We start from the raw sequence: 25,480 nt of genomic DNA, 5'->3' as shown, positions 1-25,480 counted from the left end.
CACACATCGTCCACATCGAATTAAAAAGCCCCGCATTCACGGGGCTTTTTTGCGTCTACATCCAAGGTATTGATTGCTGGCCGTTTTGCATAGGATGAGGTAATGCAGGTACCACTTCACCCGGCTTGACGATGTATCGCTCGACCGTTTCAGTCGTTACAAACGTGCAGCTACAATTAATATTAGTGCACTGGTGATAGCGCTCTTTGGTGGTATCAGTAAAGTAACGACTGGTGCGCGCGTGAGCGGCTGTATGGCATAAAGGACAATGAAACATTTTTTCACCTCACCGGCTGGACTCAATGACCCAATTTTAACCATTTAATACTTACAAAACAATTACTTATCATCACATTCTAACATATCACTATCCGTTTCATACTCCACATCAGAGAGCATCACCTCGAGCTCTACAGCCGTCGTGAAGCCATTCCCGCCGAGGTTATGGGTCACCTTGCTGATTATCCATGACTGGTCATCTATGACGCTCTTAAAGCCCGAGACCCTGACCGGCATTTCGGGATAAATATCTTCCCGACCAGTTGCCAGCATGATTGAGAACTCCGCAACGCCACGCTGTAATTTATCCCACTTCGCCTGAGCCGCGCGCATCGCTTGCGCCTTTGTCGCGTAAATGGTCGTCAGTGCGAAAACGTTGTCAGCCTCACCGGCCATATATTCACCCTCGCGGGCTTCCTGCTCTTTCTTCTTTTTCGCTGCGGTTTTACTGCTCACGACTTTTGCTTTCGGGTGCTGTAGCGCCCTGAGGTGTTGCTCTTTGGGCTTGCGCTTCAGCTTCACCGCTTGCTTTTGCTTCGCCGGTTTTGGGTCTTTGGTGTGCAGCCATTTAGCCGTTACGCCGGTGTAAGCACCACGGTCAGCAATAGCAAACTGATGCCGGTCGCCGTCACTGCGCTGGATAGTAATCTGAGGGATAGCTTTTCCGCTGGCCGTCGTACCACTTCCCGCTTTAAGCATCAGCAATTTACCCGCTTTGACCGATACCGCGCCGCCGTTGCGTTCCGCCAGGCGAGTCAGGAAAACAGCGTCGGATTCCTGCGACTGGTCGATATGCGGAATTTTTATCCCGGCAAGAGAATCCGCGACGCTGGCCGTTAATTTATTCCGGGCGGCTATCGCGCTGACAATAGCGCCGAGTGTGGTGTCGTGCCATGATTCCTCGCGGCGTGAATTGAGCGTTCCGCGAAAATCAGCGCTACGGGCGCGAATGGTCACCGTATCTGGCGCCCCCCGGTGCTCCACCTCATCGACGGTAAATCGCCCCTTACCAACGAGCGCGAAACCTTTCCAGCCGAGATACAGTGACAGCACCGCGCCGCGAATCGGCAGCGCGACAAGCCCGTCAGAATCATCGAGTTCAATGTCGAGCTGGTCAGCTTCAAAGCCCCGGTTATCCGTCATCGAGAGATTAATCAGCCGGTCGCTGATATTGCCGGTGATATCTTTGCTTTCCAGTGTCAGCATAAAATCGGGCGTCAGTGTGGCACCCGCGCCGGTGATAATATCCAGCATGATTAAGCCCCCACCTTAGACAGCAGATCGCCAGCTTTACCGACCAGACTTTCGGCCTGTTTTCCGATATCGCCATAGACCGCCGCGAGCGATTCATCGACACGGGTCAGTGACAGAGTGAAGCTGATTTTTCGGGGGGACCCGTCCTCAAAAAATACCGTGCCGGTCTCCGAGACATTGCTGACAATAAACATCCCGTAAATCCAGCCTGAGCCAGAAATAAGCGGCCATGCTCGCCCCTGCTCGGCCATCGCATAAAGCGTCAGCATCGAAAACTTGCCGCCGGTCAGCTCAGGATAAAGGTCACCGCTCAGGGTGATTTTGTCCTCCCCTTCACCGAGATACTGAAAAGCATCACGCTTCCCGATGCGGGAGTTTGACGCCCAGCTATAATCCGCGCTGCGCTGCATGCTCTGATAGGGCAACGTCTGACGCATAAAAACAAACATACCTAATGCCAGCATCATAATCGGTCTCCTTAGTCATGCATCATGCTTGCGCGGGCTTTGGCGCGTTTCTCACGCTCATATTTTTCTAGTGCATCCTGTAAATCATCACCTAACCGACCGCCCGGCATACCGTTGCCCGGCACGTTGATTTGATAGGTTGGCCGACTCTGGTCGATGTAGGTTTTACCGGCGGGTGCCGTGACCGGCAGATAGCTGTTGTAAGAGCTGATAGCCGGGCTGTAGCCGTTCTGCGTCGCCGCACTGGCTTTCGCCGCGGTCTGGTCAAGTGAGCTGGATTCTTTGTTGATAATCCCGAGCTTTTCGAGCACCCAGTCAATACCGCTTCGCAGCTTGTTAAAGGCGTTAAGCGGCATCAGCAAAGCATCAGCCAGCGCCTGACCGAATATGACACCGACGTTACGGCAACTGTTTAACGTGTCCTGAGTCGCTTTTACCGGCGCTATCAGGTCTTTAAACCACTGCCAGACACCGCGAAGTTTCTCCCCGAGGCCGTCAAAGATGGGTGCCAGCGGCGCGAACATTTCCCCGACCGGCGCAAAGGCGCTCATCAGCCCCTCGATAACACCGCCGAAAAAGGCGCTGACAGGCTCCCAGTATTTGCGAATCAGCAGCGCGCCAGCGACAACCGCCGCCGCAACGGCCACGACCGGCCACGTAATAGCGCCGATAGCAGCGATAACCCCGCCGCTGATGGTCGTAAAGACCGCACCAAGCAAGCCAGCCGCCGCAATAATGGCGTTAATCCCGGCGATGACCGGCCATGCAATCAGACCAATACCGCCAATCACGGCAATGAGACCAAGCGCACCACCGGCGATAAGGCCGATAGTTTCCGCTAACTCCTTGTTGTCTTTGATCCAGCCATCGAGCTGTAACACGTATTTTGTGGCCGTCTGGGTGAGCTTGCGGAGCGACTCTTCTTGCTGGTCATAAAGGTCAGTTCCGACCGCCTCATAGGCTGACTGAAACTCTTTAAAGTCGCCGCCGAGATTGTCCTGCATGACCTTGACCAGCTCTTCAGTTTTGCCGTCAGAGCTTTTAATCAGACGTGTCAGATTATCCAGTTTTCCGCTGGCCGCTGCGGCCATCAGGACACTGGCCGATGAGCTGGCCTCTTCACCGAAAATCGCTTTCATGTACTCTGAGCGCTGGCCGGTACCGAGGTTATTTTTCTCAAAGCTGGCCTGCATTTCTTTGAGGATGGAGAAAATCGGGCGGGTGTTGCCCTTGCTGTCCATCGTTTTGACGCCCAGTTCTTTAATCGCGTCATATGCCTTGCCGGATGGTGCCTGTAATCGACTTAACACGGCACGGCTACCGGTACCGGCCATCGAGCCGGTGATATTGTTGTCATGAAGCGCGCCTATCATCGCGGCGGTTTCCTCCAGACTCACACCCGCATTTTTTGCGACCGGCGCGACATAAGTCAGTGAGTCACTCAGACCGGCAAACGTAGCCTGTGATTTATTCATGGTCATCGAGATCACATCGGCAATATGCGTTGCCTTGTCATCAGCGAGACCGAAAGCGGATTTCGTACCGATGAGTAACTTTGCGTTATCCTCCATCGTTTCTTTATTCGCGAGCGACATATTCAGAATGGCGGGCGTCTGCGCGAGAATACCGTCTTTATCCGCGCCGGATTTTGCCACGATAATTTGTGCCGCTGCGGCGTCATCAGCAGATGCAGCCGTATTATCGCCCAGCGTTCGGGCTTGCCCCTTTAACGCCTTCATTTCTGGCGATTCTTTATCGAGACCGAGTACAGCCTGAAGCTCTGAGTTCTTCAGCGAAAAATCAAAGCCGGGTTTGAGCACTGCACCACCGGCGACCACACCGGCGGTCGCCATCCCAACACCGGCCACACCGACATTACGCGCACCGGCGGCGAGCTTTTGCCCGGATTCATAGCGGGATTTAACCGCACTCAGTTTCGCCTGTTGAGCGCTGACGCGCGCCAGTGCTTCACGCTGGCGGTTAAGCTGTGCGGTTGTTTCGCTGATATTATTTTTCAGGCGGTTTTCATCATTCGTCAGGTTGCGGGTATTTATCCCCGCTTTACCGAGCTCGGCCTGTTGCCGCTTAACTGACTGCGTGAGACTGTTATATTTCGTCTGTAACCCATCAGCCGCGCGTTTCGCTGACTCCAGCACTCTGGCCTGTGCCGCTGTTGGCCGTTCCGTGTTTTTAAACTGCACCGCCAGCGCTTCAGCTTCCTGTTTTGCTTTTTCCAGCGACTGACCGGTTACCGCCAGTTGCGCACTGGTTTTACGAAAACCGTCGATTTTCGATGCCTGACCATTCAAATCACGCAGGGATTGCTGAGTCGTGCGGATATCACCAGACAGCGTTTTACTCGCCGTCTGGATCGCTTTAAAGGGTCGGGTCGCCTGGTCGACAGCTTTCAGCAGCACTTCGAGTTTGAGGTTATTACTCATTCGTGTTTCCGCTTCGCTGTAGCGCTTTTTCGCGCCAGTTGACGAGCTCGGTCAGGCTCATGGGATAAAGGTCTGATGGCGACCAGTGGAAAATTACCGCTATGTCAGCCATCAGGTCATCGACCGAGAGTTTTTTCGGGAAGGTTACGCCGCCGAACTCGGTGACAAAAAACCGACCACCTTACCGGCAAACGACAGCAAGTCGGGCAGCTCCAGCGCGGCGGCTTCCTGCTCAGTCAGCGACGGCATGGTCATGCGTGGCAGCACTTTAATCAGCGCGTCGACGTCAGAATTTGCGACAGATGCCAGGCTGACACCGCGAAGGGTTCCGGCACACGGTTTTAACAGCGTCACATCGGAAATAACCTGTTCACCGCGCTTGATGGGTTTAATCAGAGTGACGATATTTTCGTTAGCTTTTTCCATGATATTTCTCGTTAAATTCAGGTTTCAGGATGCCCGGCCAGCCATGCTGACCGGGACAATAATTACAGGCCGATATTCTGTCGGTGTGCCTCAAGCATGTCGGTACCGTTCACCATTTCGACGAGGTTCACGGTGTCAATTTCGACCATATCTTTACCGTTGAGGGTCAGCTTGTAGTACGAGCACTCGAGCGAGATTTTCGACTCAGTATCTTCGCCCTGCTTGGCTTCGCCGAGGTCGATTTCTTTCTGACGGCCACGGAGAACAACCTCAACCGGCACGGTCTCGCCGGTGTCATCACGCTGGTAAGACCCGGCAAAACGTAGCGGCACGGAGGCCGTACCGGTGGCGGCATATAACGACCAGACAGCATCATCAGGAAAACCGCCGAGCGAGATTTCAGCCGACAGCGCATCGTCATCGAGACCAAGATCAACCGAGGCTGAGCCATTCATCCCGCCGCCGCGATACTTCTCGAGCTTGCGGGTTAATTTCGGCAACGTGACGGACTGCACGACGCCGAGATAACTCACCCCGTCGATAAACAGGTTCATGAGTTTGAGCTTGCGCGGTAATGCCATTTGTCAGGCTCCTTATTTGCTGTTGACGGACGAGATAAGATTCGCCAGATATTTATCGGTGATGCGCTGGCGTAAGGTCAGGTGCTCGAGTGGTGGCACCGGCGTATAGTCATAATCGATAAACAGTTTCCCGGCTTTCAGGGATTCTTTGCTGTTGGCCTCTTCGTCAAACCAGCACGTCGCATCGATGATGTAACCGCCGCTTTTCAGCTCGCGGAATTTCGCGTTGATGCCGTCGATAATGTCGCGAATCAGCGTCGCGGTGATGGGCTTATCGTTCGCCCACATATGCCCCTCGGCCATTGTGTCGGCGATGACCTGTGCCGTGCGGGTGTAGCTCTCAAACTGAAACAGCGGGTCATCGGAGCAATTACGGTTACCCCAGAAACGGAAACCATCGGCACGAATCAGCGTGGTAACACCGGCCTCATTCAGCAGGTCAGCATCGGTGCCTTTTTCCTGCAAATCCCAGAAGACGGACGCGCTGATACCAGTGACCTCATTGACACCGACGTTTGACAGGGTTTTGTGCCAGCCGGTGTCATTATCAATTTTTGCGCGCAGACCCAGCGCGATGGCGGTCGCGTAGCTGGTCGTTGTGGCGCTGACCGTGGTATCCCATCCGAGGAATTCAGGCCAGATAATCATGAGTTCACGCGCGCTGAAATTCTCACGGTAGGCAATGACGTCAGAAATGGTTTTACAGCCCCATGCGCTGACATAGGCGAAAGCGCGCAGTTTCTGAGCCACAGAGACAAGCGCGGTCGCCACTTCCTGAGTATCGAGACCCGGCACACCGAGAATGCGGGGCTTCACGCCAGTGACCGCTTTCGCCGTCAACAGCGCTTTCAGCCCGGTGTATTTGCCGTTCTCATCCGTGGTGCCGATGATGTTAGAAATGGTTTGCTTCTGAGCCTCTTCGTCATCACCGGTACCCTCGGCGACACGCACGACAACAACAACCGGTTTTGACTGGTTAGCGATGAGCTGTAAGGATTTTGCCAGGGTACCTTTAGTACCGGCTTTTGCGATGGCGCTTTGTGGGTTGGTAATCAGCACCGGCTCATTGAGCGGAAATGCCCCGGCGTCAGCATCGCTGGCCGTGCAGACCATACCAACGACCGCTGTTGATACCGTCGAGATTGTGCGGGTGCCGTCGTTAATTTCGACGACCTCGACACCGTGATGAAAATCACTCATCCGTTTAACTCCGTTAGTTGGGGTGAGTGATATTGTCGGGTGTACGTTTACAGGGGGCTATTTGTCAGGGTTCTCCGGTGGCTGACACAACGGGAATTGTCGCCGGAAATTTTTTATACAGCGTCGATATGCCCACATCAAAAATCAGTGCGACACGCTGTCGTGACTCCCCGGCCGCAATCAACCGGCCAGCCTGAGCCCATTTATCAGGCGTCAGCTTCGGCCTACGACCTCCGATTCTGCCTTGTGCTCTGGCAGCATCCAGACCGGCGCGGGTTCGTTCGACAATGAGCTCGCGCTCCATTTCCGCAAGAGCCCCCATGATATGGAAGAAAAAACGCCCCATTGGCGTTGAGGTGTCAATACTGTCGGTCAGGCTTCGGAAATTAACCCCGCGCTGGCGAAGCTCTTCAGTCATCGAGACAAGATGACGCATACTACGCCCGAGCCGGTCGAGCTTCCAGACAACGAGAGTATCACCGGCATTTAGTTGCCTGAGAGCGCGATTTAATCCTGGTCTGTTTGTCGATTTACCGCTGATTTTATCCTCGAATATTAGCTCACATCCCGACCGCTCCAGTGCGTCACGCTGTAGCGCGGTGTTTTGTTCATTTGTTGATACGCGCACATAACCAACCTGCATCCTTTTTCCCTCATGCAAAAGCCGGAATGATGCCAGTTGAGACGTAAACCTGCATTTTCCTAAACCTTCATTTGGGAGAAATAGTAGAAAGAGTTAACACGTCAGGCGCAGGATATTCTGGAAACATTGTTATGGGGATGAAGAATCAGTTTCTGGCATACAGCGCAAATAGTGATGAGGTCCCCGCGAACGGGGCTGGATTTCAGTCATCGTATGCTGAGAACCGGAGGGCACAGATTTTTATTAATGCTGCTGGTGAACTCCACCACAGATTTAGCAACTCCCCTGTCAAATTAGACACAGCAACGCCATGGCGTCGCAATGTGTGTGAGGATGAGTTTTCGTTCGGTAGTAGCTTTCATCGGATAACTGGCGGAGTGTTGAAACAGTTCTTTAAAAGTAGTTTCTCTGGTGCTGCCGGAGTGGTTAATAAGGAGGTTCAGATTAATTTTCCGACGCCATTTGCCCGTCAGTGCTGGTATGTCATTCCTGTATTGCAATCACCGCATGGAGCAAGTGTCGAAGGGCTGGCTATTACTGCCATAACAGCCACGGGGTTTACACTAAGTATTACCGGGGATAATGGTGGATGGAGTGTTGGATTTATCGCGGAGGGTGTCTGATGAATTATTTCTACAGTCCGACAAAGAATACATTTTATAACAGCGACCTGAAACCTGATTATTACGATGCCCTCGGTGCGTGGCCTGAAGACTGTATTCAGGTTGATGATTCAGTCTATCAGGAGTTTTATCTCGGATGCCGTGATGGTTTTGCCATGCAACCGGATGCCAGCAATATGCCATCCTGGGTGGCTTTGCCTCCACCATCACAGGAAGACTGGATAGCAGCAGCAGAGAATGAGCGCCAGCAACGTCTTAACTATGCTGATGAAGTGATGCTCGACTGGCGTACAGAATTGATGCTAGGTGAAATCAGCGACGCCAACAGAGCTAAGCTATCGGCGTGGCAGGGCTATAAAAATGAGGTTAAGGCGGTCGATGTGACAATCGACCCTGAGAATATTAGCTGGCCTGTTCCTCCGGAGGCGTAGGCCAGTTGATATCCGGCGCACTGGAAGCGGTAGACACCGCCAGTGCGTCAGACATTGAATGGCTTAATTATCCTGAATAATATCAATCATCACAGGCTCGCCGTTATTATTAACGGTGAGTATTTTGCCGTCCGGCATTTCATCTGTTGTGAAAAACCAGTTGTCATCCGGCAATTCAATGGCACCGGTAATATCGTGGAACCCTGGGATTACTTCAGTCATGGTATTAGGATTAAACAGACGGGGCACAATAAACCCTCCAAGAAAAACCACTAGATGATGGCGTGCCAGTTGCCGCCATCGTACAACGCGCTTTAAATCCTGACTTTGTGACCTGATCACCAATAATTGTTGATACGTGTACATAATTATCTGTAGGGCCAGTATCGACAGCCTGGTGTTCAGCAATACTGATATGGCGACTGACGTAGGGCAACGCAATAGGATAATTTATCGTAGCTAGTCCGTTAACGACCCCTTGAGACATCCCGGTCAATTCAATTGCCCCGTCAGACCAGATAGTCCAACTACCATTAGCATTACCTCCACGACTCTTTATATACGGAGCATTCGCCACTTCTCCCAAATGAAGGTTTTGGAGAAACTTCGCCACATCTGGAATATCCGCGCCGTTTTGGCTTTTCTGCATCGCGCCGGTGATACGTGCATCATCACCCGCCGCAACAGTATTGGCCGTTGTACCGGTGTTTTTCATCGAGCTGTCACCAAGTTGCAGATTCTGGCGCGCCAGTGCCGGATTAGGTAAATCGGCGAGATTGCGTTCTTTAGCCAGCCGTGCATTCGCATTGTCCATCGCAATTTTTACGGCTTTCGGGGTTGCCGATTGTGTCTCGCGGTCATCCGTCACACTGCTGTTAAGCTGCGTAAAACCTTTAGCGGTAGTGGTTGCATCGGGATGATTGCGCGACTGTTCGTGGTTGCGCATTAGTTCATCAGCGTAGTTCTTTACCTCGATGACCGCATCGTCAACATATTTGCGGGTTGCCAGCACGACCGACGGGTCGATTTTTAAGGTGATCGCCGACGTGCTCGAGACAACAAGAATCATGCGAATGGTCTGCGTTCTACCGCTCCCCTCGGCCAGTAACGGCTTGTAGGTTTCCGGGCAGTTGGCGACAGCAATCAAAATGCCATCGTCATCATAAAGACCGATTTCACGGATGAAAAAACCACCCTCATTTTCCGGGATAATTTGTTCGGCAATAATCTGACCGGCGTCGTTAGCATCCACGCTCAGTGAATTAATCGGCGCGATGCGGGTCTGGTTAATGAGTTTTGTCTGAGCCGGGTCAGGCGTCGGCAACGTGCCGTTACCATCACCGACAGCCATTTGTGTGATATTCAGTTTTGTACCGAGCATGGTCGCGTTTGCCAGTCGCGCCGCGCCCTGATTGGTCAGGATGGCAAAATATTTAGTTGTCATGCGCTTACTCGCAGGTTATCAATCAGATGAATGGCCGAAGCCGGATAAAACTCACCACCGACGACAATTTCCCCGGCGGCATAGGGATAAACGGTTAACAGGTCACCGTCATAGCAGCTTGCGCCCACATAAGCGCGCCCGGTGGTGCTCAGGCTGATAGCGAGCCCGGTCAGGTGTCGGCTTGCCGGTTTTGCCCCTTCTATCAGGCGCTCGAGTTCGAGGTACATCTCATCGGTGATGCCGGTCTCGAGTACGCCAACAACAAGCCGGAAAGTTCCGGGCTCTTCGTTGAGTTCCCACCACTCCTTAACCTCAATCAGATAGCCCAGCGGCTCCACCACGCGCCGTAAGGCGGCGATAGTGCCTTTGTGGGCATGGATGAAAAACGCCGAGGCGATGACGCTGCGTTTTGTCGCCTCCGGCCAGTTCTCATCCCACCGGTCAACCGAAAACGCCCACGCCAGATACGGCAACAGCCGCACCGGGCAGGTACGCCAGTTCCACAATGTGCGAAGCGGTACCGGCACACGCTCGATATCTGCGGCCGCGCGGGCGGCGGCAACCTCGAGCAGCGATGAGCCAACAGGCAACAGCCGGTTATTACTCATCAGCACCCCCGTCAGCGATGCGGTATTCGGTGCAACAGGATGCCTGGTATTTACTGAGCACAATGTCAGCCAGTGGCGCGGCCAGTTCGACACGCTGCACACCTTCGACGTGCAGGGCGGCATAGATGGCTGACTGACGAATGTCGCGGCCCAGTCGCTGTTGTGCGGTGATATACGTCTTGAGTTTTTCCTCTGCGGCCTGACGGATGGGCGCGGCCTCCGGCCCCGGATAAAAATACAGCGTGGCGTCAATCTGATACGGCACGATTTCAGCACTCTGCACCGTCACCCTGTCACCAACCGGGCGCACCTCTTCAGCATTTAGTGCTTTTTCAACGATGGTCAGAAGTTCATCGGATGCGGTGCCGTCATCCTCGCGTGACAGCACGGTGATGGTCACACAGGCCGGTGACGGGCTGACAACCGAGATATCAGCGACCCGACCGTCGGCGCTGCGACCGTGGTATTCATATGCACCTACCGGACCAGCCACGCTGAGCCCTTCATAGGCCTGTTGTGCGCGTAACCGTAAATCGGTATCAGATTCCATGACGGCAGGTGTCGGCGGGATAGTACTGTCATCGGCGGGCGTCACAATCTGTCGCCCGGTGTTGTTGTTTCCGGCCATCACATCGAGGTCGTTATTACTCGCGTAAGCCAGTGTGCAGCCTTTCGCCGCATCATTCACACGCTGACGCCAGATAACCTCCCGATAGGCGTTTTCCTCCAGATACTTCACCAGTGGCTCAGACTCAAGGGCGAGAGTACGCGCAACAGCGTCCTGTTGTTCTTCAGGGTAAAGCGAGACCAGCGTCGCTTTGCGTTCCGCGAGAATGGTTTCAAAATCCAGCGTTTCCACAACGTCAGGCGCGGGGAGCTGGCTCAGGTCGATGGTTGCCATAAATTCAACTCACAGGAATAGTCAGTGACAGGGTTTTGCCGGTGTCCCGGGTCTCGCCGGTCAGCTCAACAATCATCTGACCGTTAAACTGACGCTCGACCGTCAGCGAGCTGATGCTGATGCGCGGCTCCCACTTCAGCAGCGCCATATAACAGGCACACATAATTTGCAGTCTCAACGCATCGGTCTGCGGCATATCAATCAGGGAGAACAGCAGCGAGCCATAATCGCGACGCATCACGCGAGAGCCGACCGGCGTTCGCAAAATATCGCCACAACTCTGACGGATATGATCGGCGTCAGTGATGGCGCGCCCGGTCTCCCTGTTCATACCGATATAACGGGTCGTCATTTCGTGCCCTCCGTCCAGGCTCCACCTCTTTGCACACCACCGTGACCGTGGTCGTCGACCTGCACGCCGTTTGATTTAAACGTACCGTTGGTGTGTTCGATGTTTCCGCGCATGGTGCCGCCTTGTTGTACCTCAAGCGTCGCCGTCGTCAGTTTGTTGGTGCAGACCACTTCCGGGGTGTCGAGGGTGATGCGGGTCTCGGCTTTCACCGTCACCAGCGGTACCGTCGCGGTGATGGAATCCGACGCCGTAACATCTGCGGTTTTAATGCCGCTCACAGTCAGTGCGCCGGTCTCCGGCTCGTACTCGATAACAGCCCCGTCAGGAAAGGTGATGTGAAATGCATCAGCCGATGCCGACGGCGCGGGGTGGTCATCGGAGAAAATACCGGGCAGCACAAAAGCGGTGTCGAGCTCACCACCGACGGCCAGCAGTAAAACCTGCTCACCCACAGACGGAGCCCACCAGACACGTGAGCGACCGGCGCGCGTGGTCAGCCACTGAAGCCAGTCGGTAACAATGCCGCCAGTCTGGACGCGACAGCGCCCGTCATCGAGGTCGACTTCGACAACGACGCCGGTGCGTATCAGGTTGCGAAGGAGGCGTAAAGCGTCCTGAAGAGTTGCGCGAGTATTCATGCAAGAAAGGATGCCGCCCGGTGCTCTGAACGGCAATTGATGCGGGTTTTACTGTCGGTGGCACAACATCGGGATTAACTATTGTAAACTTTTTTGATTACGTCCATGCACTCAGCATGCGCGGTTTTATGTTGTTCAAACTCTTTGTTGTAGAAAAGAAAGAAAGCTTTCTTTACCTGAGGCATTTCAATAAAAATAAACTCATCTACTTTATGAAAAAAATGAAAGCTAGGGTTTGTTGTATTAAATACCAATAATGAATTTCTCTTATTGTATTTATTCATTTTAATAAGAGTTCTTCTTGTTCGTCTTATCGTGCGAAAAACCTTGTGTGGAGTCGTATCAATATCGCCCCAAAACATTGCAACAGGGATATCCGCAATAAAAGGTATATAATCCCCGCCCTTATACCTTAGGAATCGAGAGCGCAAGTCCATCAGTTGCAGTTTGAAACCCATGTACTGTAACCACCATATGATGCAATCAACTTCATATGAATTCAGTTCTGAGCCATCTTTATCACGGAATAATCGTTTTAAATAGTCTTCAAAAGCGCCAAGTAAATCTGAGTTACACCCCCTACAAGCCGGTATGGTTGATTTTATATAACTGGCAGACTGATTGTTTTTAGTATTAATAAGAAACTTTGTTTGGTCAGCCTCAAAAGCCCATTGAGGAATAATATGCTCCCGAGTAATTTCATTTTCACTCCCACAGAGAACACAAATCTCGGCGTTGTGATCCGCGATAATCCTATCCATAACGATTTTTTGAGACTTTTTTATCCGTTGTCTCAGCATGCTAAATTTTAAATTCATAACATCAACGTTCTCAACCACTCCTGGATAATCTTATTAATATCGCATTCTCAATGAGTTGAATAGAGTCTTGATCAAAACCGATGAGCGGTCGGGCATCGTACTGCACCGGCGCACTGTTTCGCCCTGGCTTATCCTTGAGGCCGTACTGATGCACATTCGCCATTCGTTGTACCTTGCTGGTAAATTCCACGACCGCCGTGTCATTCCCCGCTGAGGCTTTCATAAAACGACTGGTGCGGAGTTTGGCGAACATTTCCCGCTTAACCCGGCCTTTTTTGGCTTTTACCGGCTGGCGTTTTCGGGCGGCGTAAGGTGTCCCGTCCGGTGCTTTCTGCGTTTTAATCCGGCGCTGTTGACGGGCTCGCAGGGTCTTCGCGATATCTGCGGCCATTCTGCGACGGGCGGCAGGAGACAGCGCCGCTATCAGCCCCGCGAGCTTATCGTCAAAGGGTTTAAAGTCATTCATGCAATCGACTCACGAGCTCACCGTTAACATACAGCTCAACTGGCCGGGTAACGGGTTCCGGCGGCTGCGGCTCTTCTGCCTGTTCGACGTGGAGCTTATCCCCCTGCTCTTTAACGAGGGTGCGCTCGGTCAGCATAAGGCTGATACTGATATCGGTGCTGTCATTGTCGTTGATATCAGCAAAATAGGTGAATCCCTTTTTACGCCCTTCATCGGTCGTCATAATGTCAGCCTGATGGATGCGCAACCACGCCTGAATCGGGACGAGTAACAGCTCGATATCATCCGTGAAATCAGTCACCACCACATTCAGCGTGTACCGGTTCTCAAACGACAGCGACGTCGCCAGCGTCGAGGCAAGATTCCCGTTGTCGATAAAGACACGCATCATATCGGGGTTTCGTGCCAGCACCGGCACGGCGTCAGTTAAGGCTTTTCGCAGACTCTTCGGCTTGTACATCGATTTTATCCTGACAGTTTTTCACGGTTCTGACCTGTAGCGCACAGCGCTCGAGGGCGCTTTCGAGCTGGCGTATATCCGCGCTCAGGTCGCCATTGGTGGTCGGGTCACTTCCCGGCATCGGGCAAAGACTGACCCTCGGGCATGCGTTGTAAACAATCACCGGCGTCGGCACAGGCGGCGCGCTGGTGCAACCGGCGCACAGCATCAGGTAAATCAGCGCTATACCAGCGGCGAAGCTGTTCATTTTCATTGAGTAACCTCGTAATGGTCTGTTCCCGGCGTTGCGCCCGCGCTCCGGCATCGATGAGCTCACCGCGCAGTAAGACCTGAGCGGTCTCATTTTCCCCACGGATACGGGAGGCCGTTTTAAGTTGGCTTTTCAGCATGGTAATCACCGTTTTTTGTTCACCTGCGACCTTGTTCGCCCGCTCAAAGGAGCGGGTCAGCGTGGTGTTTTCGTGGCGCATCCAGAGCAGCCCGGCCACCGCCAGCACTAACAACACGACTATCGTTTTCATTTCGCCCCCTTCAGGCAGTAGGCGCGCTCGCGAAAGCGGCGATTTTCGAGCCCGGTATTACGCTCACCATTCACAAACACCCAGCGGGTGAGCTGGTCACAGGCTTGCCACCATTGCCGGTGTTTCAGGTGATACACCAGCGTTGAGCGACAGGCCGCGCCGGTACCGACGTTAAAAGCGAAGCTGACCAGCGCGTCATAGACGGCGGGTGGCATTTCAACAGGCACACAGACCGCGAGTCGTTTCTCGACGTTCAGCACATCAGCGACCAGATTCGCGGCGGCTTCCTTCTCGGTGATATCCCGTTTCGGTACCACCCCGGCAGTGTGGCCGATGCCTGACGTCCACACGCCCGCGCTGCACTGATAAGGGCGCAACCGGCACCCCTCGAGGTCGGCAATCAGCGCGAGCCCCTCCGGCGAGGTGTGAAGCAAACGAAAATCAGGCACCAGTGCCGCCAGCGCCAGCACGACGGCCACACTGCAACGTTTAACGAATGAGCCCACGAATAACCCCCTTATCAATCCCCATCGAGACGAGATAGCGGTATTTCTTTCGCTGGTACCAGAAGTTAACCAGCGCAGTAAAAATGGCGCAGCTTCCCCCGACATAAAGCGCGAGCCGTTCCGGTGTCTGCGTACCGAAATACGCCAGCACCACTGACAGCCAGTAGGTCAGAAAGGTTGTGATTTTATCCACAGTCAGTCCCATAAATTCACGGTCTCCGATACCGGTGCGGCGTCGACTTCAGGCAGACTGACCGCCGTGCCATGTGGCAGGACGACACCCAGCTCGGCGAGCCCCGGATTAGCCAGCAATACCGCCTCGACCACACCTTCAGTGCGCCCGTAATGCCGCTGACATAACGTGTCGAGCGTGTCGCCCTGATGCGCGATGACGTTCATCAGATTTGCCCCACGATGCAACGCGCTTTGTCCTGGATACGGGCAACCGACCAGCGCATGTCACGCCACATTTCATCGATGGTGTCATCGATGCTGTCGGCCTTTTTGTCACCTTTGGCGCTCGCATCAACGCCCCGGTAACGCTCGTACAGCGTCGCGGTCGTCATCGAGCAAACAGCGTTGAAGTAGTGAAAAACCCGCACACTTTCGCCGTCGAGCTCATCCGTCGGCACATCCTCGAGGCGCTGATAACCGGCGGCGAGCTGAAGGTCGCGCCAGTCGGTTAACTCGGCGTTGGTCTCGGCCATCGCGGTTTTAATCGCCCGGCGCAGACGCACCGGCGTCACGGTCTGCTCGAGGCGCATTTCTTCGCGCATGCGCTTCGGATCAACATCCGGGAAAAAGGCCGTGTTTTTAATCACCGGCTCGTCGACCGGCACCGGCGGGATGACCATCGGGTCGCGCTGTTGCGCCGGGTTATTCATCACAATCATGGTCATGAGTACCTCAGTAAATAGGTGGGCGGTGGACGCCGGTCGCAGTTACGGTGAATCACCGACATTGACCAGCGTGCCGCCCGGCGCGGGGCGCGTTCTGTTAACCGGCGACTTTCTTCGGGCGTCCACGCCCTCGTTTCACCGGTGAATCTTGTTTTTTCGCGGGTGCCTTTTTCGCGGCTTTCAGCGCTGTTTTTTTGACGGCGACCGGTTTCGGGTTCAGCTCACGAGTGAGGGTCTCAATGTCTTTTCTTACCCCGGCGTTGGTGTCGAGTTGTAAGGCGCGTTGCAGGTGAGAAAGCGCATTCTCAGGCTGACCGGCATCACGCAGGGTCAGACCGGTGACCTTATGCAGTCGGGCGCGTACTTCGTCAGGCATATCGGCGGTATCGGTCAGCCCGATGACCTCGAGCAGTTGCGCAGCGTCGACCGGCTCACCGGCGATACGGGCGCGGAGAGCCGCGAGCGCGACCTCTTCGGCCAGCATGTAAGGCGCGGGGCGGGAATGGTTTTCCGGCATCGACAGGCCGAAACGCAGCGCATAGCGCGCAATCTCAATCGCGCCGGTGATATCCCCCGCATCCAGACGCCAGAGCATCACCGTCATCAGAATGTCATCCTGTGCGCCGGTGCCACTTTCCAGTACGCCAGCGACCCACGGCAGGTACAGCGGGAGTAATTCGCGTTTTTTATCCGCTTTGCGTTCTTTAGAACGAATTGCTGATAGCGTCCGGCGGTCTGCGGCCAGCTTGACGAGCATTTGCTCGTAAGGTGAGGCATGACGCAGCGGGGCGTTATCCCGCTGCGATGCCCTGATAGCCGAGACCCGCATCGCATGACGCTGTGCGGGGGTTGCCATCGGTTATGCCTCCTTGCCGTCAGTGGCGCTGGTTTCAGCCGGTGCGTCGCCTGTCAGAGACTGCATCGCTTTGACCATTGCCGCCGCGAAGACTTCCGCGCTCACTGGTTCCGAGGTGGCGGGTTCTTCCGGTTCGAGGATCTCGATATTTTCAATCAGGCAACCGGCCTCGTAGTCCTCGATAACGAAATCGACTTTGACCTGTTCGTAGTTTTCCACCTGGTCGAGTTTCGGATTTTCGACGATGTGGCGGCGGTGACCGTCCTCGTACAGATAAATCGAAATGTTATCCAGCGTGGTGATGAAAACGCTGTTTGCCGGGAAGAATGGCGCGCGCACCGCCTGAAGCTGGCCGATGGTTTTCTGGCTGATAATCAGCTCACCGGCGAGCTGTTCGCTGTTTGCCTGGAACTTGTTAATCATCGGGAAGTATTTGTCGGTCAGGATACGGCGACCACAGATGACAACCATTTCCGGGTTTTCGCGGTGAATTTCCGCGACCAGTGACTCGAAAGCATCCATGACCAGCGCGTCGAGGTTGGCGTAATGCCCCCCTTTACCCACTTTGATGGTGTTCGAAATCACGGTACCGTCAGCGTCGGTGACGCTGGACATCACACGCTCAGGCGCGTCGTTGCGGTATTTCTGCAACCAGCCGACAGCCACATCCTGAAGTAACGGGTTTTTGCTACTGTCAGACGTCGCCGCCCGGCTCACGCCGTTAAAGCCGATGGTGATGTAATCCAGCGCCTGACGCTTGATGATGGCGTTACGGATCCGAATCTGGAAATCCTGAAAACGCGCCCACAGGTCGAGCTTGCCGTACTTCAGGTGATAGTCGAAGTTCACCGGGTGGCAGAAATAGCGGTACGAATCGAGCTTGCCAAAATCAGCGGTCTTACGCTCGACGCCACCGTCGGTGTCAGCGGTGCTGGCAATGGAGCCGGTCACATCAATGCCGACTTTCTCTTCGGTCAGCTCGCCAACCGTCACCATGTTGATGAGTTTCAGGAAGCTGGACGACTGCTGGATTTTGTCAAACAGGGTCTGCGTCACCGACGGCTCGACGGCAAACTTTTTGTCGAGGTCGCTGGCCGCGATGCCGTTCAGCTCGGCGATACGGCTCAGGTACTGATTGAATTTAAAACGGGTCTCTTTACGCATGGGTTTTGTATTCCTTCGGAGTTATCAGGGGTTAGCAGTCGGTCAGCGTGGAGCCAGACGAATCACCGTCGCCACCGGTGCTTAACTTGCGGCGCGCCTGTGATTTGCTTTCGGTGTTTTCCAGCGTGGTGGTCAGGGTGCTGAATTGCTGCGAGGTGGCGTCGGCCTGCTCGGCCAGCGCTTTTTTGACGTCGGCGAGTTCGGCTTCAATGGCACTGAAACGCACCCCGGCGCTTTCGCCGCCGGTCTGCACCCGCTCGGCGATGGCGGTCACAGCTTCATGTACATCACCGAAACGCGCATCGTCGTCAGTCTGTTTACGGCTGAAGATGCCTTTCACGGTGTCGCTGAGTTTGGTCAGCAGGGTGTCGGGCAGGTCTTCGAATTCCAGCTCGGCAAGGGTTGCCACTGAGAACAGGTCGCCCGGCTGGTCTTTCTTCCCGGCCAGTGGGTTTTGTTGTGCGCGGGAACAGAATTGCAGGTATTCGGTACCGAGACTCGCCGGGTCATCGGTTACCGCCAGCCCGATGAGGTGACATTTGCCGGTGTTGGCAAAGTTCGGACGAATTTCCATCGAGGTGTAAACTTTCTGGCCTTTCGCCAGCATCGCGAGCAGGTTGTCGAGCGGGGCAATTTTGCCGAACAGCGCCAGCTTGCCGTTAAGTGCCGAATCGTCGTCGATCACTTCCGCTTTCACTTCCGTGACGTCGCCATAGCGGCAAAACGGGCTGTCGGGAATAACGCTGCGGATATGTTCGAGGTTAATGCGACAGCCATAGACGCGCGGGTCAAAGCCGTCGGCCATTTCCTGAATATCGGTCGCACTGATGACGCGACCGTCGCAGGTGTCACCCTCGACGCCGATGCGAAACCATTTCGAAACTTTTTTAGCCATGAGTCAGGTGTCCTGAGTTGGGTTATCGGGTCGGATGTAGTTTCCCGACTCCCTCCCTCGCCAGCCACCGGTTACAGAAGTGCAACCCCTGACACAACAGGGGGTTAGCGATTCATCCCCCCTGAATCTTTAGCCTTGCCGTGTACTCATCACAGTGAGGTTTTATGACCACTACAACCGACACATCATTACTCAGCGACCCGCGACGACAGGCCGCGCTTTTGTTCTGGCAGGGCTATTCCGTGCCACAAATAGCGGAACAGTTACAGGTCAAGCGCCCCACGGTGCAGAGCTGGAAACAGCGCGATAAATGGGAAGAAACCGCCCCGTTAAACCGGGTTGAATTCACGCTCGAGGCGCGGCTGATTCAGCTCTATGCCAAGCCTGACCTGACGGCTCACGACTTTAAGGTCGCGGATTTTCTGGCGCGCCAGATGGAGCGCCTCGCGCGGGTAAACCGCTACGGCCAGACCGGCAACGAAGCGGATTTAAACCCGAACGTGGCCAACCGCAACAAAGGGGAAAAGAAGAAGCCGAAAAAGAATTTTTTCAGCGAAGAGGCTATCGAGAAACTCGAAGAGATTTTCCTCGAGCAGTCTTTCGACTATCAGCTTGAGTGGTGGCGCGCGGGGCTGGCGCACCGCATCAGGCACATCCTGAAATCGCGACAGATTGGCGCGACGTTCTATTTTGCGCGTGAGGCGCTGTTACAGGCGCTGAAGACCGGCCACAACCAGATATTTTTATCGGCCAGTAAGACACAGGCCTACGTGTTCCGAAAATACATCATCGCCTTTGCCCGACAGGCTGGCGTTGAACTCACCGGCGACCCGATTGTGCTCGGCAACAATGGCGCGGAGCTGATGTTTCTCGGTACCAATGCCAACACGGCACAGAGTCACAACGGCGACCTGTATGTCGACGAAATTTTCTGGATCCCCAACTTCCAGAAACTGAAGCGTGTCGCCGGGGGCATGTCGTCACAGGAGCATTTACGCACGACCTATTTTTCGACCCCCTCATCGCTGGCGCACGGCGCTTACCCGTTCTGGTCGGGTGAGCAGTTCAACAAGGGGCGCTCAGACAAGAGCGAGCGCGTCGATATCGATATCAGTCACGCCGCACTCGCGAAGGGCGTCGCCTGTCCTGACGGCCAGTGGCGACAGATTGTCACCATCGAGGACGCACTCGCCAAAGGGTGCACCCTGTTCAACATCGATACGCTGAAGCGCGAGAACAGTGTCGATGAGTTCCGCAACCTGTTTATGTGCGAGTTCGTCGACGATAAAGCGTCGGTATTCCCGTTCGAAGAGCTACAGCGCTGCATGGTCGACAGCCTCGAGAAATGGGAGGACTACGCGCCATTTGCCGACCGGCCATTCGGTCACCGCCCGGTGTGGATTGGTTACGACCCGTCATTACGTGGCGACAGTGCCGGGTGCGTCGTCATCGCGCCGCCGGTCGTTGCCGGGGGCAAATTCCGCATCCTCGAGCGCCACCAGTGGAAAGGGATGGACTTTGCCCAACAGGCCGAATCCATTCGCGAGCTCACGCAGAAATACACCGTGGAATATATCGGCATCGATGCGACCGGGCTCGGTCAGGGCGTTTTCCAGCTCGTGCGCTCGTTCTACCCGGCCGCGCGTGAAATCCGTTACACGCCGGAAATGAAAACCGCGATGGTGCTCAAAGCCAAAGACACCATTCGCCGCGGTTGCCTCGAGTACGACGTCAGCGCGACCGATATCACGCAGTCGTTTATGTCTATCCGCAAAACCATGACCAGCAGCGGGCGCAGCTCGACCTATGAGGCCAGCCGCACCGAGGAAGCCAGTCACGCCGATCTCGCGTGGGCAACCATGCACGTATTAATCAATGAGCCGCTGACCGCCGCGACCGGTGAGCAGTCATCCAGCATCATGGAGTGGAACTAATGAGCAAGAAACGCAACAAGCGCCAGCAGCCGCCGCGCACCCAAAACCACACCGCCGCACCGGCACAGAGCATGGAGGCATTCACCTTTGGTGAGCCGACGCCGGTACTCGACCGCCGCGATATTCTCGATTACGTCGAGTGTATCGATAACGGCCAGTGGTACGAGCCGCCGGTAAGTTTCTCCGGGCTGGCGAAGAGCATGCGCGCCGCCGTGCACCACAGCTCACCGATTTACGTGAAGCGTAATATTCTGGTGTCGACCTACATCCCGCACCCGCTGTTATCCCGTCAGGATTTCACCCGGTTTGCGCTCGACTATCTGGTGTTTGGTAATGCGTTTATCGAAGAGCGTCGCAGCCTGACCGGCAAGCCGTTAAAACTGGAAACCTCACCGGCGAAATACACCCGCCGTGGCATCGAGGATGACGTTTACTGGTACATTCAGAGCTACACACAGCCGCACCAGTTCGCGCCCGGCTCCGTCTTCCACCTGCTCGAGCCCGATATTAATCAGGAGCTTTACGGGATGCCGGAATACCTGAGCGCACTCAATTCAGCCTGGCTGAATGAATCGGCGACCCTGTTCCGTCGCAAGTATTATCAGAACGGCGCGCATGCGGGTTACATCATGTATGTGACCGACGCCGCGCAAAGCAGCACCGACGTCGAGGCACTGCGAAAGGCGATGCGCGACTCGAAAGGGCTCGGCAATTTTAAGAACCTGTTTTTTTACGCGCCGAATGGTAAAGCAGACGGGATTAAAATTGTGCCACTGAGCGAAGTCGCCACGAAGGATGATTTTTTTAATATCAAAAAAGTCAGCGCCGCTGACCTGCTCGACGCGCACCGCATCCCGTTCCAGCTTATGGGCGGTAAGCCCGAGAACGTCGGCTCAGTGGGTGACGTTGAGAAGGTGGCAAAGGTCTTTGTGCGTAACGAACTGACCCCGCTACAGGCGCGGTTTATGGAGTTGAACGAATGGGCGGGTGAAGAGATTATCCGCTTCGAAAAATATAGCCTCGGCGACGACGAGTAACCCCACTCACAGCCGCCCGTCGTGGCGGCTTTACCCCCACCGCACACAACGCCCTCAGCGCCACGACACGCCGTCGCCGCTTCGCTTCGCCTCATTACTCACCCACGACCACAACAACGCCACAGGGACGCGCTCAGGCGCTGGAAAAATAAAATAAATACCCGCCTCAGCGCGCAATGCTATCCCCGCCACGCCTGCCCGCTTTATGGGTCGGTTTTCATGCAGTTGCATTAGGTAATCGACCCCGCTTGGGGATTAGCACACGAAAGAGTCAGTGACCAAAAAACATAAATGCAAATTCATGCACTCTATAGATGCATGAGCTACCGTTATTGCAGGAACAAATATCGCATGCGATAATAGAAATATTTTTCATAAGAGTAACGGTGAAATATGGATCAGAGAATCCTTGAACATGAAGCGATAAAACAACTTAGCAAAAAATCAGTACGCAAGTTGTTTGGGGTTCACGATGTCCCTAGAGCCAGTTCACCATTCCGCTATCCAGGTGGCAAGGACAAGCTTGCTTCATTTCTCGCTATTTTCCTCATGCATAATAAGTTAAATGGTGCACGGTTTATTGAACCGTTTTGTGGCGGCGCTGGTGCATCGCTTTCTCTGTTATTGGGCGGATATGTCAAAGAGATCCACTTAAATGACAAGAACTATGCTTTGTTTTGTTTTTGGGATCAACTACTTAACAACACCGATAATCTGTTAGATATGGTATATCAGAATATACCAAGTATCGATGAATGGCATAATCAAAAGAAAATTTATCAGTCAAGTATTAGTGACCCCAATAAGCACACTAAACTCGAGTACGGATTCAGTGTTTTTTATTTAAACAGAGCAAATAGATCTGGGGTACTAAGTGCAGGGCCAATTGGTGGTTTAGACCAATCAGGAAAATATAAAATTGATTGTAGATACACTGTAAGCACCCTTATTAAGAAGCTCGAAAAAATTGCAAGCATGCGTGAATCTATATTTGTTTACAATGAACATTGCATTGACTTTTTAAAAAGATTTGATAACAAAGATAATTATGAAAATGACTTTGTTTATCTTGATCCTCCTTATGTTAAAGAGGGTCGAAATATTTACTCTAAAAACTTTTGTTTCGATGATACACAGCACCGAGAGCTTAAGGATTATATAGCCGGTTATGCAAACCGTTGGCTAATTTCTTATGATGACCATCCATTAGTGCATGAGTTATATTCAAAGCATGGCGCAAGAGCGGTAGAGATAAGCTATGTAATGAACCAAGCCAAGGTTGGAAAAGAACTAATGATAGCAGACTCTCGATTAAGAATGCCAGAGTCACTATTTACTGTCGATATATTAGAATCTGAAAGTAAAATTTCGATTGAAAAAAAAGCTATTAAAACGGCCTAATATTAGGCCGCTTCTTGTTGCAACGTTGCAGTTGTTGATATCACATATTGTGAAATATTATTTATTTCATTCCCTCTTTCTATTAGCAACTCCGGGTTAGAAACCAAAAGCTCTAAACCCTTCTTAAAACAAGCTGGCAACCGTAGCCTATGTAACACCGCTCCAAACTCCTCTGCTATCAGAGAAATATGATCTCTTTTTATAGACTCGTCATCACTTTCGAAATCAAATGGAATAACAATCGCATCAATTATTCTATATATTCTTTGCGACAGCCAATGATTTTGTATAACAGAGATATCTTCTTTTACTGCTTTTGAGCGCCAGTCATTTCCACTCGCAACTTGCGCAAAACAAATAATTTTATTACCGGGGTACATATCGCGAGGATTGTTATCCTTCCATGCAATAACATCAATACCAGCATCTTTATGAGGGCGAGACTGTAAATAACGATTTACATCCTCAATAGATTTGACTCTTCCCTCCCCTATTAAATCAACAGCTCGAGTTAACGCATCATAAAACTTTGAGCTATCTGGTCTTGGCCAACCGAATGAAATACTATGGCCTTGAACATAACCGGCTAAAGCAATGGTTGCAGCAATCTGTAATAAATCCCGCTGTTGGTTAGTTGGAGTTTCTAAACCACTAAATAACCTCGATGCTGACATATGAGAAAAATACAAGCAATATAAATAGATATGTTGGTCAACAGTCAGTTGTTCCAATGTACCTTCTATTAACTCAAGACAAAGCGTTTGTTCATTAAAAACAAATGGATAGCTGTCACCTAAAATGTCTTTTCTTTGTTGATATTGCTCCAGCAACCTTTGTATTTCATTTTCTACTTCAGCATCTTCCTCACCTATATCAGAGGATGTAAAAGAATCTAAATTCTCAAGAATATTTCTTAACTCCGAAATACGCATAGTAAAGTAAATATTCGACAAACATGACAATTCAAGCCAATCTAATTTAACTTGAATATGATGACTCTCCGGATAAGGTAACAACTGCATTTATTATCCCTCAATACTCTGCAATTGAAATTGAACCTTAGATACTTTTTTCTTAAATTGCTCAATATAGTTCTTCGTTGTATCATCTAACGAGTCAGTCCTATCCAGAACAGAAGATATAGTATCAAGTTGCTTGTTTATCTCCAGAAAAGCATCTTTAATGTGCTGAAGTGGATCCCCGGCCTGCTTATATAATTCAGACAGACTTTCAACCCCAGACTTAAAGGCTTCATATGATGCTTCATTAGCCAAAACCTCGCCAAAATATTTTAAATCAGGATTCTGGGATGAGATTAAAGAAGCTCTCTTATCTTTTTTATAACCATAAAGACCAGTAAGAACATCTTTGAGCTTATCAATATTCTGCGATGGGACAGGGTTATCTTTAAGAGTAACATTCCAATCTCTCTCTAGCCCCAAGAAGTCTTTATATTCAGACCTATTTAAAGCAGTATATAAATGTGAAAATGAAAACTTTGGAGACATACGATCAGCATGGATATCATATACATCCTGATTTTTTGCTTGTTCAAGTACAAACATAGCACTAACAATAGAACGCACAGTATTATTACTATCACCGAGTTTCTTTGTTATATCATCTATTGTGAGCCCATTTGCCCTTTCATTTATAAACCATTTATATGCAAACTGCGCTTTAGCAAAAGAATCCCACTTATGCGGACCATTGACATGCTTAAAACCAATAAATGAACGAGCCTCTGACTCATCATTTACGAGATATACAGCTACTTCTTTCAAGCTATCTATAACACGAGCGTCTAGGCTTTTAGGAACAACAACACGACACTTTTGCGCCAACCCCGGTTCAGTAAGTAACTTGATTGCCGCTAAACGACGATTCCCCTCTAAGACAACGTATTTGGCACCCTTTTTCATGACAATCAAAGGTTCGATTGACATATATCCATTCTCTGAAATGGATTTAATCAACTCCTCCAAATCAGCTGTATCAGAGAGAGCCTTAACCAGCTCATGCGGGTCGGCATTGTCATTAAAACTTTTCCCGTTATAAAGCCTTGGATTTTTAGCATCCAAGATTAATTCATCTGGGGAAATCATCTGTGTTTTGAATGGTTCTAAGACAGTCAGTGGCATTTCATGCACCATAATCTAAATAAATTTAACGACATTCTATGCGTTTTTTGCCTCTTTACCATGCTTTTCGATTTTTTTCCATAAAAACATG

General features: G+C 52.3%; 34 protein-coding genes. 5 read left to right on the top strand and 29 right to left on the bottom strand.

Annotated features, from left to right (window positions below; all coding sequences use genetic code 11):
• Nucleotides 1-55 precede the first annotated feature (55 nt).
• The 9 genes from F384_RS29360 to F384_RS21450 all read right to left on the bottom strand — a co-directional run bounded on the left by F384_RS29360 (nt 56) and on the right by F384_RS21450 (nt 7,291).
• Complete coding sequence (locus tag F384_RS29360; protein WP_052746971.1) at nt 56-277, bottom strand: DNA-binding transcriptional regulator; 222 nt, start codon at nt 275-277, stop codon at nt 56-58.
• A gap of 62 nt (nt 278-339) precedes the next feature.
• Entirely contained in the window at nt 340-1,533 is a 1,194-nt protein-coding gene (locus tag F384_RS21480) for a phage late control D family protein (protein ID WP_046493395.1), read from the bottom strand.
• A gap of 2 nt (nt 1,534-1,535) precedes the next feature.
• Nucleotides 1,536-2,000 carry a phage tail protein gene (locus F384_RS21475; protein WP_023252154.1) on the bottom strand — a complete coding sequence of 155 codons (465 nt, stop codon included), beginning with the start codon at nt 1,998-2,000 and terminating at the stop codon, nt 1,536-1,538.
• Nucleotides 2,001-2,011: 11 nt separating this feature from the next.
• Entirely contained in the window at nt 2,012-4,441 is a 2,430-nt protein-coding gene (locus tag F384_RS21470) for a phage tail tape measure protein (protein ID WP_046493389.1), read from the bottom strand.
• Entirely contained in the window at nt 4,434-4,553 is a 120-nt protein-coding gene (locus F384_RS29355) for a GpE family phage tail protein (RefSeq protein ID WP_000763326.1), read from the bottom strand. Before F384_RS29355 ends, F384_RS21470 begins: the two co-directional genes overlap by 8 nt.
• Before the next feature lie 32 nt (nt 4,554-4,585).
• A complete protein-coding gene (locus F384_RS21465) occupies nt 4,586-4,867 on the bottom strand; it encodes a phage tail assembly protein (RefSeq protein WP_044701589.1) in 282 nt (93 codons plus the stop codon).
• 62 nt (nt 4,868-4,929) lie between these two features.
• Nucleotides 4,930-5,448, bottom strand: a complete 519-nt coding sequence (locus tag F384_RS21460) for a phage major tail tube protein (RefSeq protein WP_023223221.1) — start codon at nt 5,446-5,448, stop codon at nt 4,930-4,932.
• Between the two features lie 12 nt (nt 5,449-5,460).
• A complete protein-coding gene (locus F384_RS21455) occupies nt 5,461-6,648 on the bottom strand; it encodes a phage tail sheath protein (protein WP_046493386.1) in 1,188 nt (395 codons plus the stop codon).
• Between the two features lie 64 nt (nt 6,649-6,712).
• Nucleotides 6,713-7,291, bottom strand: a complete 579-nt coding sequence (locus tag F384_RS21450) for a recombinase family protein (RefSeq protein ID WP_046493384.1) — start codon at nt 7,289-7,291, stop codon at nt 6,713-6,715.
• A 131-nt stretch (nt 7,292-7,422) separates the two neighbouring features.
• Here F384_RS21450 and F384_RS21445 point away from each other — a divergent pair, with 131 nt between their 5' ends.
• Together F384_RS21445 and F384_RS21440 are read left to right on the top strand one after the other, a co-directional pair.
• Nucleotides 7,423-7,914, top strand: coding sequence for a hypothetical protein (locus tag F384_RS21445; protein WP_046493382.1), 492 nt, complete (start codon nt 7,423-7,425; stop codon nt 7,912-7,914).
• On the top strand, nt 7,914-8,345 hold the full coding sequence (locus F384_RS21440; RefSeq protein WP_046493379.1) for a tail fiber assembly protein: 432 nt from the start codon (nt 7,914-7,916) through the stop codon (nt 8,343-8,345). The genes F384_RS21445 and F384_RS21440 overlap by 1 nt, the downstream gene beginning before the upstream one ends.
• Before the next feature lie 63 nt (nt 8,346-8,408).
• On the opposite strand, the gene F384_RS21435 is transcribed toward F384_RS21440, so the two are convergent.
• The 18 genes from F384_RS21435 to F384_RS21355 form a co-directional block, all read right to left on the bottom strand.
• Nucleotides 8,409-8,594 carry a hypothetical protein gene (locus F384_RS21435; RefSeq protein WP_046493377.1) on the bottom strand — a complete coding sequence of 62 codons (186 nt, stop codon included), beginning with the start codon at nt 8,592-8,594 and terminating at the stop codon, nt 8,409-8,411.
• Nucleotides 8,578-9,789 carry a phage tail protein gene (locus tag F384_RS21430; RefSeq protein WP_046493375.1) on the bottom strand — a complete coding sequence of 404 codons (1,212 nt, stop codon included), beginning with the start codon at nt 9,787-9,789 and terminating at the stop codon, nt 8,578-8,580. Before F384_RS21430 ends, F384_RS21435 begins: the two co-directional genes overlap by 17 nt.
• Nucleotides 9,786-10,397: a phage tail protein I gene (locus F384_RS21425; RefSeq protein WP_046493372.1), complete on the bottom strand. Its 612-nt coding sequence runs from the start codon at nt 10,395-10,397 to the stop codon at nt 9,786-9,788. The genes F384_RS21430 and F384_RS21425 overlap by 4 nt, the downstream gene beginning before the upstream one ends.
• Nucleotides 10,390-11,298, bottom strand: a complete 909-nt coding sequence (locus F384_RS21420) for a baseplate assembly protein (protein ID WP_046493369.1) — start codon at nt 11,296-11,298, stop codon at nt 10,390-10,392. Before F384_RS21420 ends, F384_RS21425 begins: the two co-directional genes overlap by 8 nt.
• A 4-nt stretch (nt 11,299-11,302) precedes the next feature.
• Complete coding sequence (locus F384_RS21415) at nt 11,303-11,650, bottom strand: GPW/gp25 family protein (protein WP_000213440.1); 348 nt, start codon at nt 11,648-11,650, stop codon at nt 11,303-11,305.
• Nucleotides 11,647-12,288, bottom strand: a complete 642-nt coding sequence (locus F384_RS21410) for a phage baseplate assembly protein V (protein ID WP_046493367.1) — start codon at nt 12,286-12,288, stop codon at nt 11,647-11,649. Before F384_RS21410 ends, F384_RS21415 begins: the two co-directional genes overlap by 4 nt.
• A 74-nt stretch (nt 12,289-12,362) precedes the next feature.
• A complete protein-coding gene (locus F384_RS21405; protein WP_046493365.1) occupies nt 12,363-13,106 on the bottom strand; it encodes a hypothetical protein in 744 nt (247 codons plus the stop codon).
• A 13-nt stretch (nt 13,107-13,119) separates the two neighbouring features.
• Nucleotides 13,120-13,575, bottom strand: coding sequence for a phage virion morphogenesis protein (locus F384_RS21400; protein ID WP_046493363.1), 456 nt, complete (start codon nt 13,573-13,575; stop codon nt 13,120-13,122).
• Nucleotides 13,568-14,035, bottom strand: a complete 468-nt coding sequence (locus tag F384_RS21395; protein WP_044701608.1) for a phage tail protein — start codon at nt 14,033-14,035, stop codon at nt 13,568-13,570. The genes F384_RS21400 and F384_RS21395 overlap by 8 nt, the downstream gene beginning before the upstream one ends.
• Nucleotides 13,998-14,243, bottom strand: a complete 246-nt coding sequence (lysC, locus tag F384_RS30495) for an Rz1-like lysis system protein LysC (protein WP_079935231.1) — start codon at nt 14,241-14,243, stop codon at nt 13,998-14,000. The genes F384_RS21395 and lysC overlap by 38 nt, the downstream gene beginning before the upstream one ends.
• Nucleotides 14,143-14,556 (bottom strand): Rz-like lysis system protein LysB, encoded by a 414-nt coding sequence (lysB, locus tag F384_RS21390; protein ID WP_046493356.1) that lies wholly within the window; start codon nt 14,554-14,556, stop codon nt 14,143-14,145. Before lysB ends, lysC begins: the two co-directional genes overlap by 101 nt.
• The gene (locus F384_RS21385; protein ID WP_046493353.1) at nt 14,553-15,062 is read right to left on the bottom strand and encodes a lysozyme; all 510 of its coding nucleotides are present in this window, start codon (nt 15,060-15,062) and stop codon (nt 14,553-14,555) included. The genes lysB and F384_RS21385 overlap by 4 nt, the downstream gene beginning before the upstream one ends.
• Nucleotides 15,046-15,267, bottom strand: coding sequence for a hypothetical protein (locus F384_RS21380; RefSeq protein ID WP_000524754.1), 222 nt, complete (start codon nt 15,265-15,267; stop codon nt 15,046-15,048). The genes F384_RS21385 and F384_RS21380 overlap by 17 nt, the downstream gene beginning before the upstream one ends.
• A complete protein-coding gene (locus tag F384_RS21375) occupies nt 15,258-15,461 on the bottom strand; it encodes a tail protein X (RefSeq protein WP_001100637.1) in 204 nt (67 codons plus the stop codon). Before F384_RS21375 ends, F384_RS21380 begins: the two co-directional genes overlap by 10 nt.
• A complete protein-coding gene (locus tag F384_RS21370) occupies nt 15,461-15,961 on the bottom strand; it encodes a head completion/stabilization protein (protein ID WP_000177982.1) in 501 nt (166 codons plus the stop codon). The genes F384_RS21375 and F384_RS21370 overlap by 1 nt, the downstream gene beginning before the upstream one ends.
• A 97-nt stretch (nt 15,962-16,058) precedes the next feature.
• Nucleotides 16,059-16,817 (bottom strand): terminase endonuclease subunit, encoded by a 759-nt coding sequence (locus F384_RS21365; RefSeq protein WP_046493346.1) that lies wholly within the window; start codon nt 16,815-16,817, stop codon nt 16,059-16,061.
• 3 nt (nt 16,818-16,820) lie between these two features.
• Nucleotides 16,821-17,981: a phage major capsid protein, P2 family gene (locus tag F384_RS21360; protein ID WP_046493343.1), complete on the bottom strand. Its 1,161-nt coding sequence runs from the start codon at nt 17,979-17,981 to the stop codon at nt 16,821-16,823.
• 31 nt (nt 17,982-18,012) lie between these two features.
• Complete coding sequence (locus F384_RS21355; RefSeq protein ID WP_046493340.1) at nt 18,013-18,876, bottom strand: GPO family capsid scaffolding protein; 864 nt, start codon at nt 18,874-18,876, stop codon at nt 18,013-18,015.
• A 164-nt stretch (nt 18,877-19,040) separates the two neighbouring features.
• On the opposite strand from F384_RS21355, the gene F384_RS21350 reads away from it, so the two are divergent.
• From F384_RS21350 to F384_RS21340, 3 genes are all read left to right on the top strand, one after another.
• Nucleotides 19,041-20,810: a terminase ATPase subunit family protein gene (locus F384_RS21350; protein WP_046493337.1), complete on the top strand. Its 1,770-nt coding sequence runs from the start codon at nt 19,041-19,043 to the stop codon at nt 20,808-20,810.
• Nucleotides 20,810-21,847 carry a phage portal protein gene (locus F384_RS21345; RefSeq protein ID WP_023223238.1) on the top strand — a complete coding sequence of 346 codons (1,038 nt, stop codon included), beginning with the start codon at nt 20,810-20,812 and terminating at the stop codon, nt 21,845-21,847. Before F384_RS21350 ends, F384_RS21345 begins: the two co-directional genes overlap by 1 nt.
• A 393-nt stretch (nt 21,848-22,240) precedes the next feature.
• On the top strand, nt 22,241-23,248 hold the full coding sequence (locus F384_RS21340; RefSeq protein ID WP_046493335.1) for a DNA adenine methylase: 1,008 nt from the start codon (nt 22,241-22,243) through the stop codon (nt 23,246-23,248).
• A gap of 2 nt (nt 23,249-23,250) precedes the next feature.
• Here F384_RS21340 and F384_RS21335 read toward each other — a convergent pair whose 3' ends face one another.
• Nucleotides 23,251-24,270: a hypothetical protein gene (locus F384_RS21335; RefSeq protein WP_046493333.1), complete on the bottom strand. Its 1,020-nt coding sequence runs from the start codon at nt 24,268-24,270 to the stop codon at nt 23,251-23,253.
• 3 nt (nt 24,271-24,273) lie between these two features.
• A complete protein-coding gene (locus F384_RS21330) occupies nt 24,274-25,389 on the bottom strand; it encodes a ParB N-terminal domain-containing protein (protein ID WP_046493332.1) in 1,116 nt (371 codons plus the stop codon).
• Between the last annotated feature and the right edge of the window lie 91 nt (nt 25,390-25,480).

This window comes from Citrobacter amalonaticus Y19, from assembly GCF_000981805.1.
Lineage (GTDB): Bacteria > Pseudomonadota > Gammaproteobacteria > Enterobacterales > Enterobacteriaceae > Citrobacter_A > Citrobacter_A amalonaticus_C.
The sequence above is the reverse complement of the archived record's forward strand: the minus strand, read 5'-3'. Positions and strand labels throughout refer to the sequence as shown.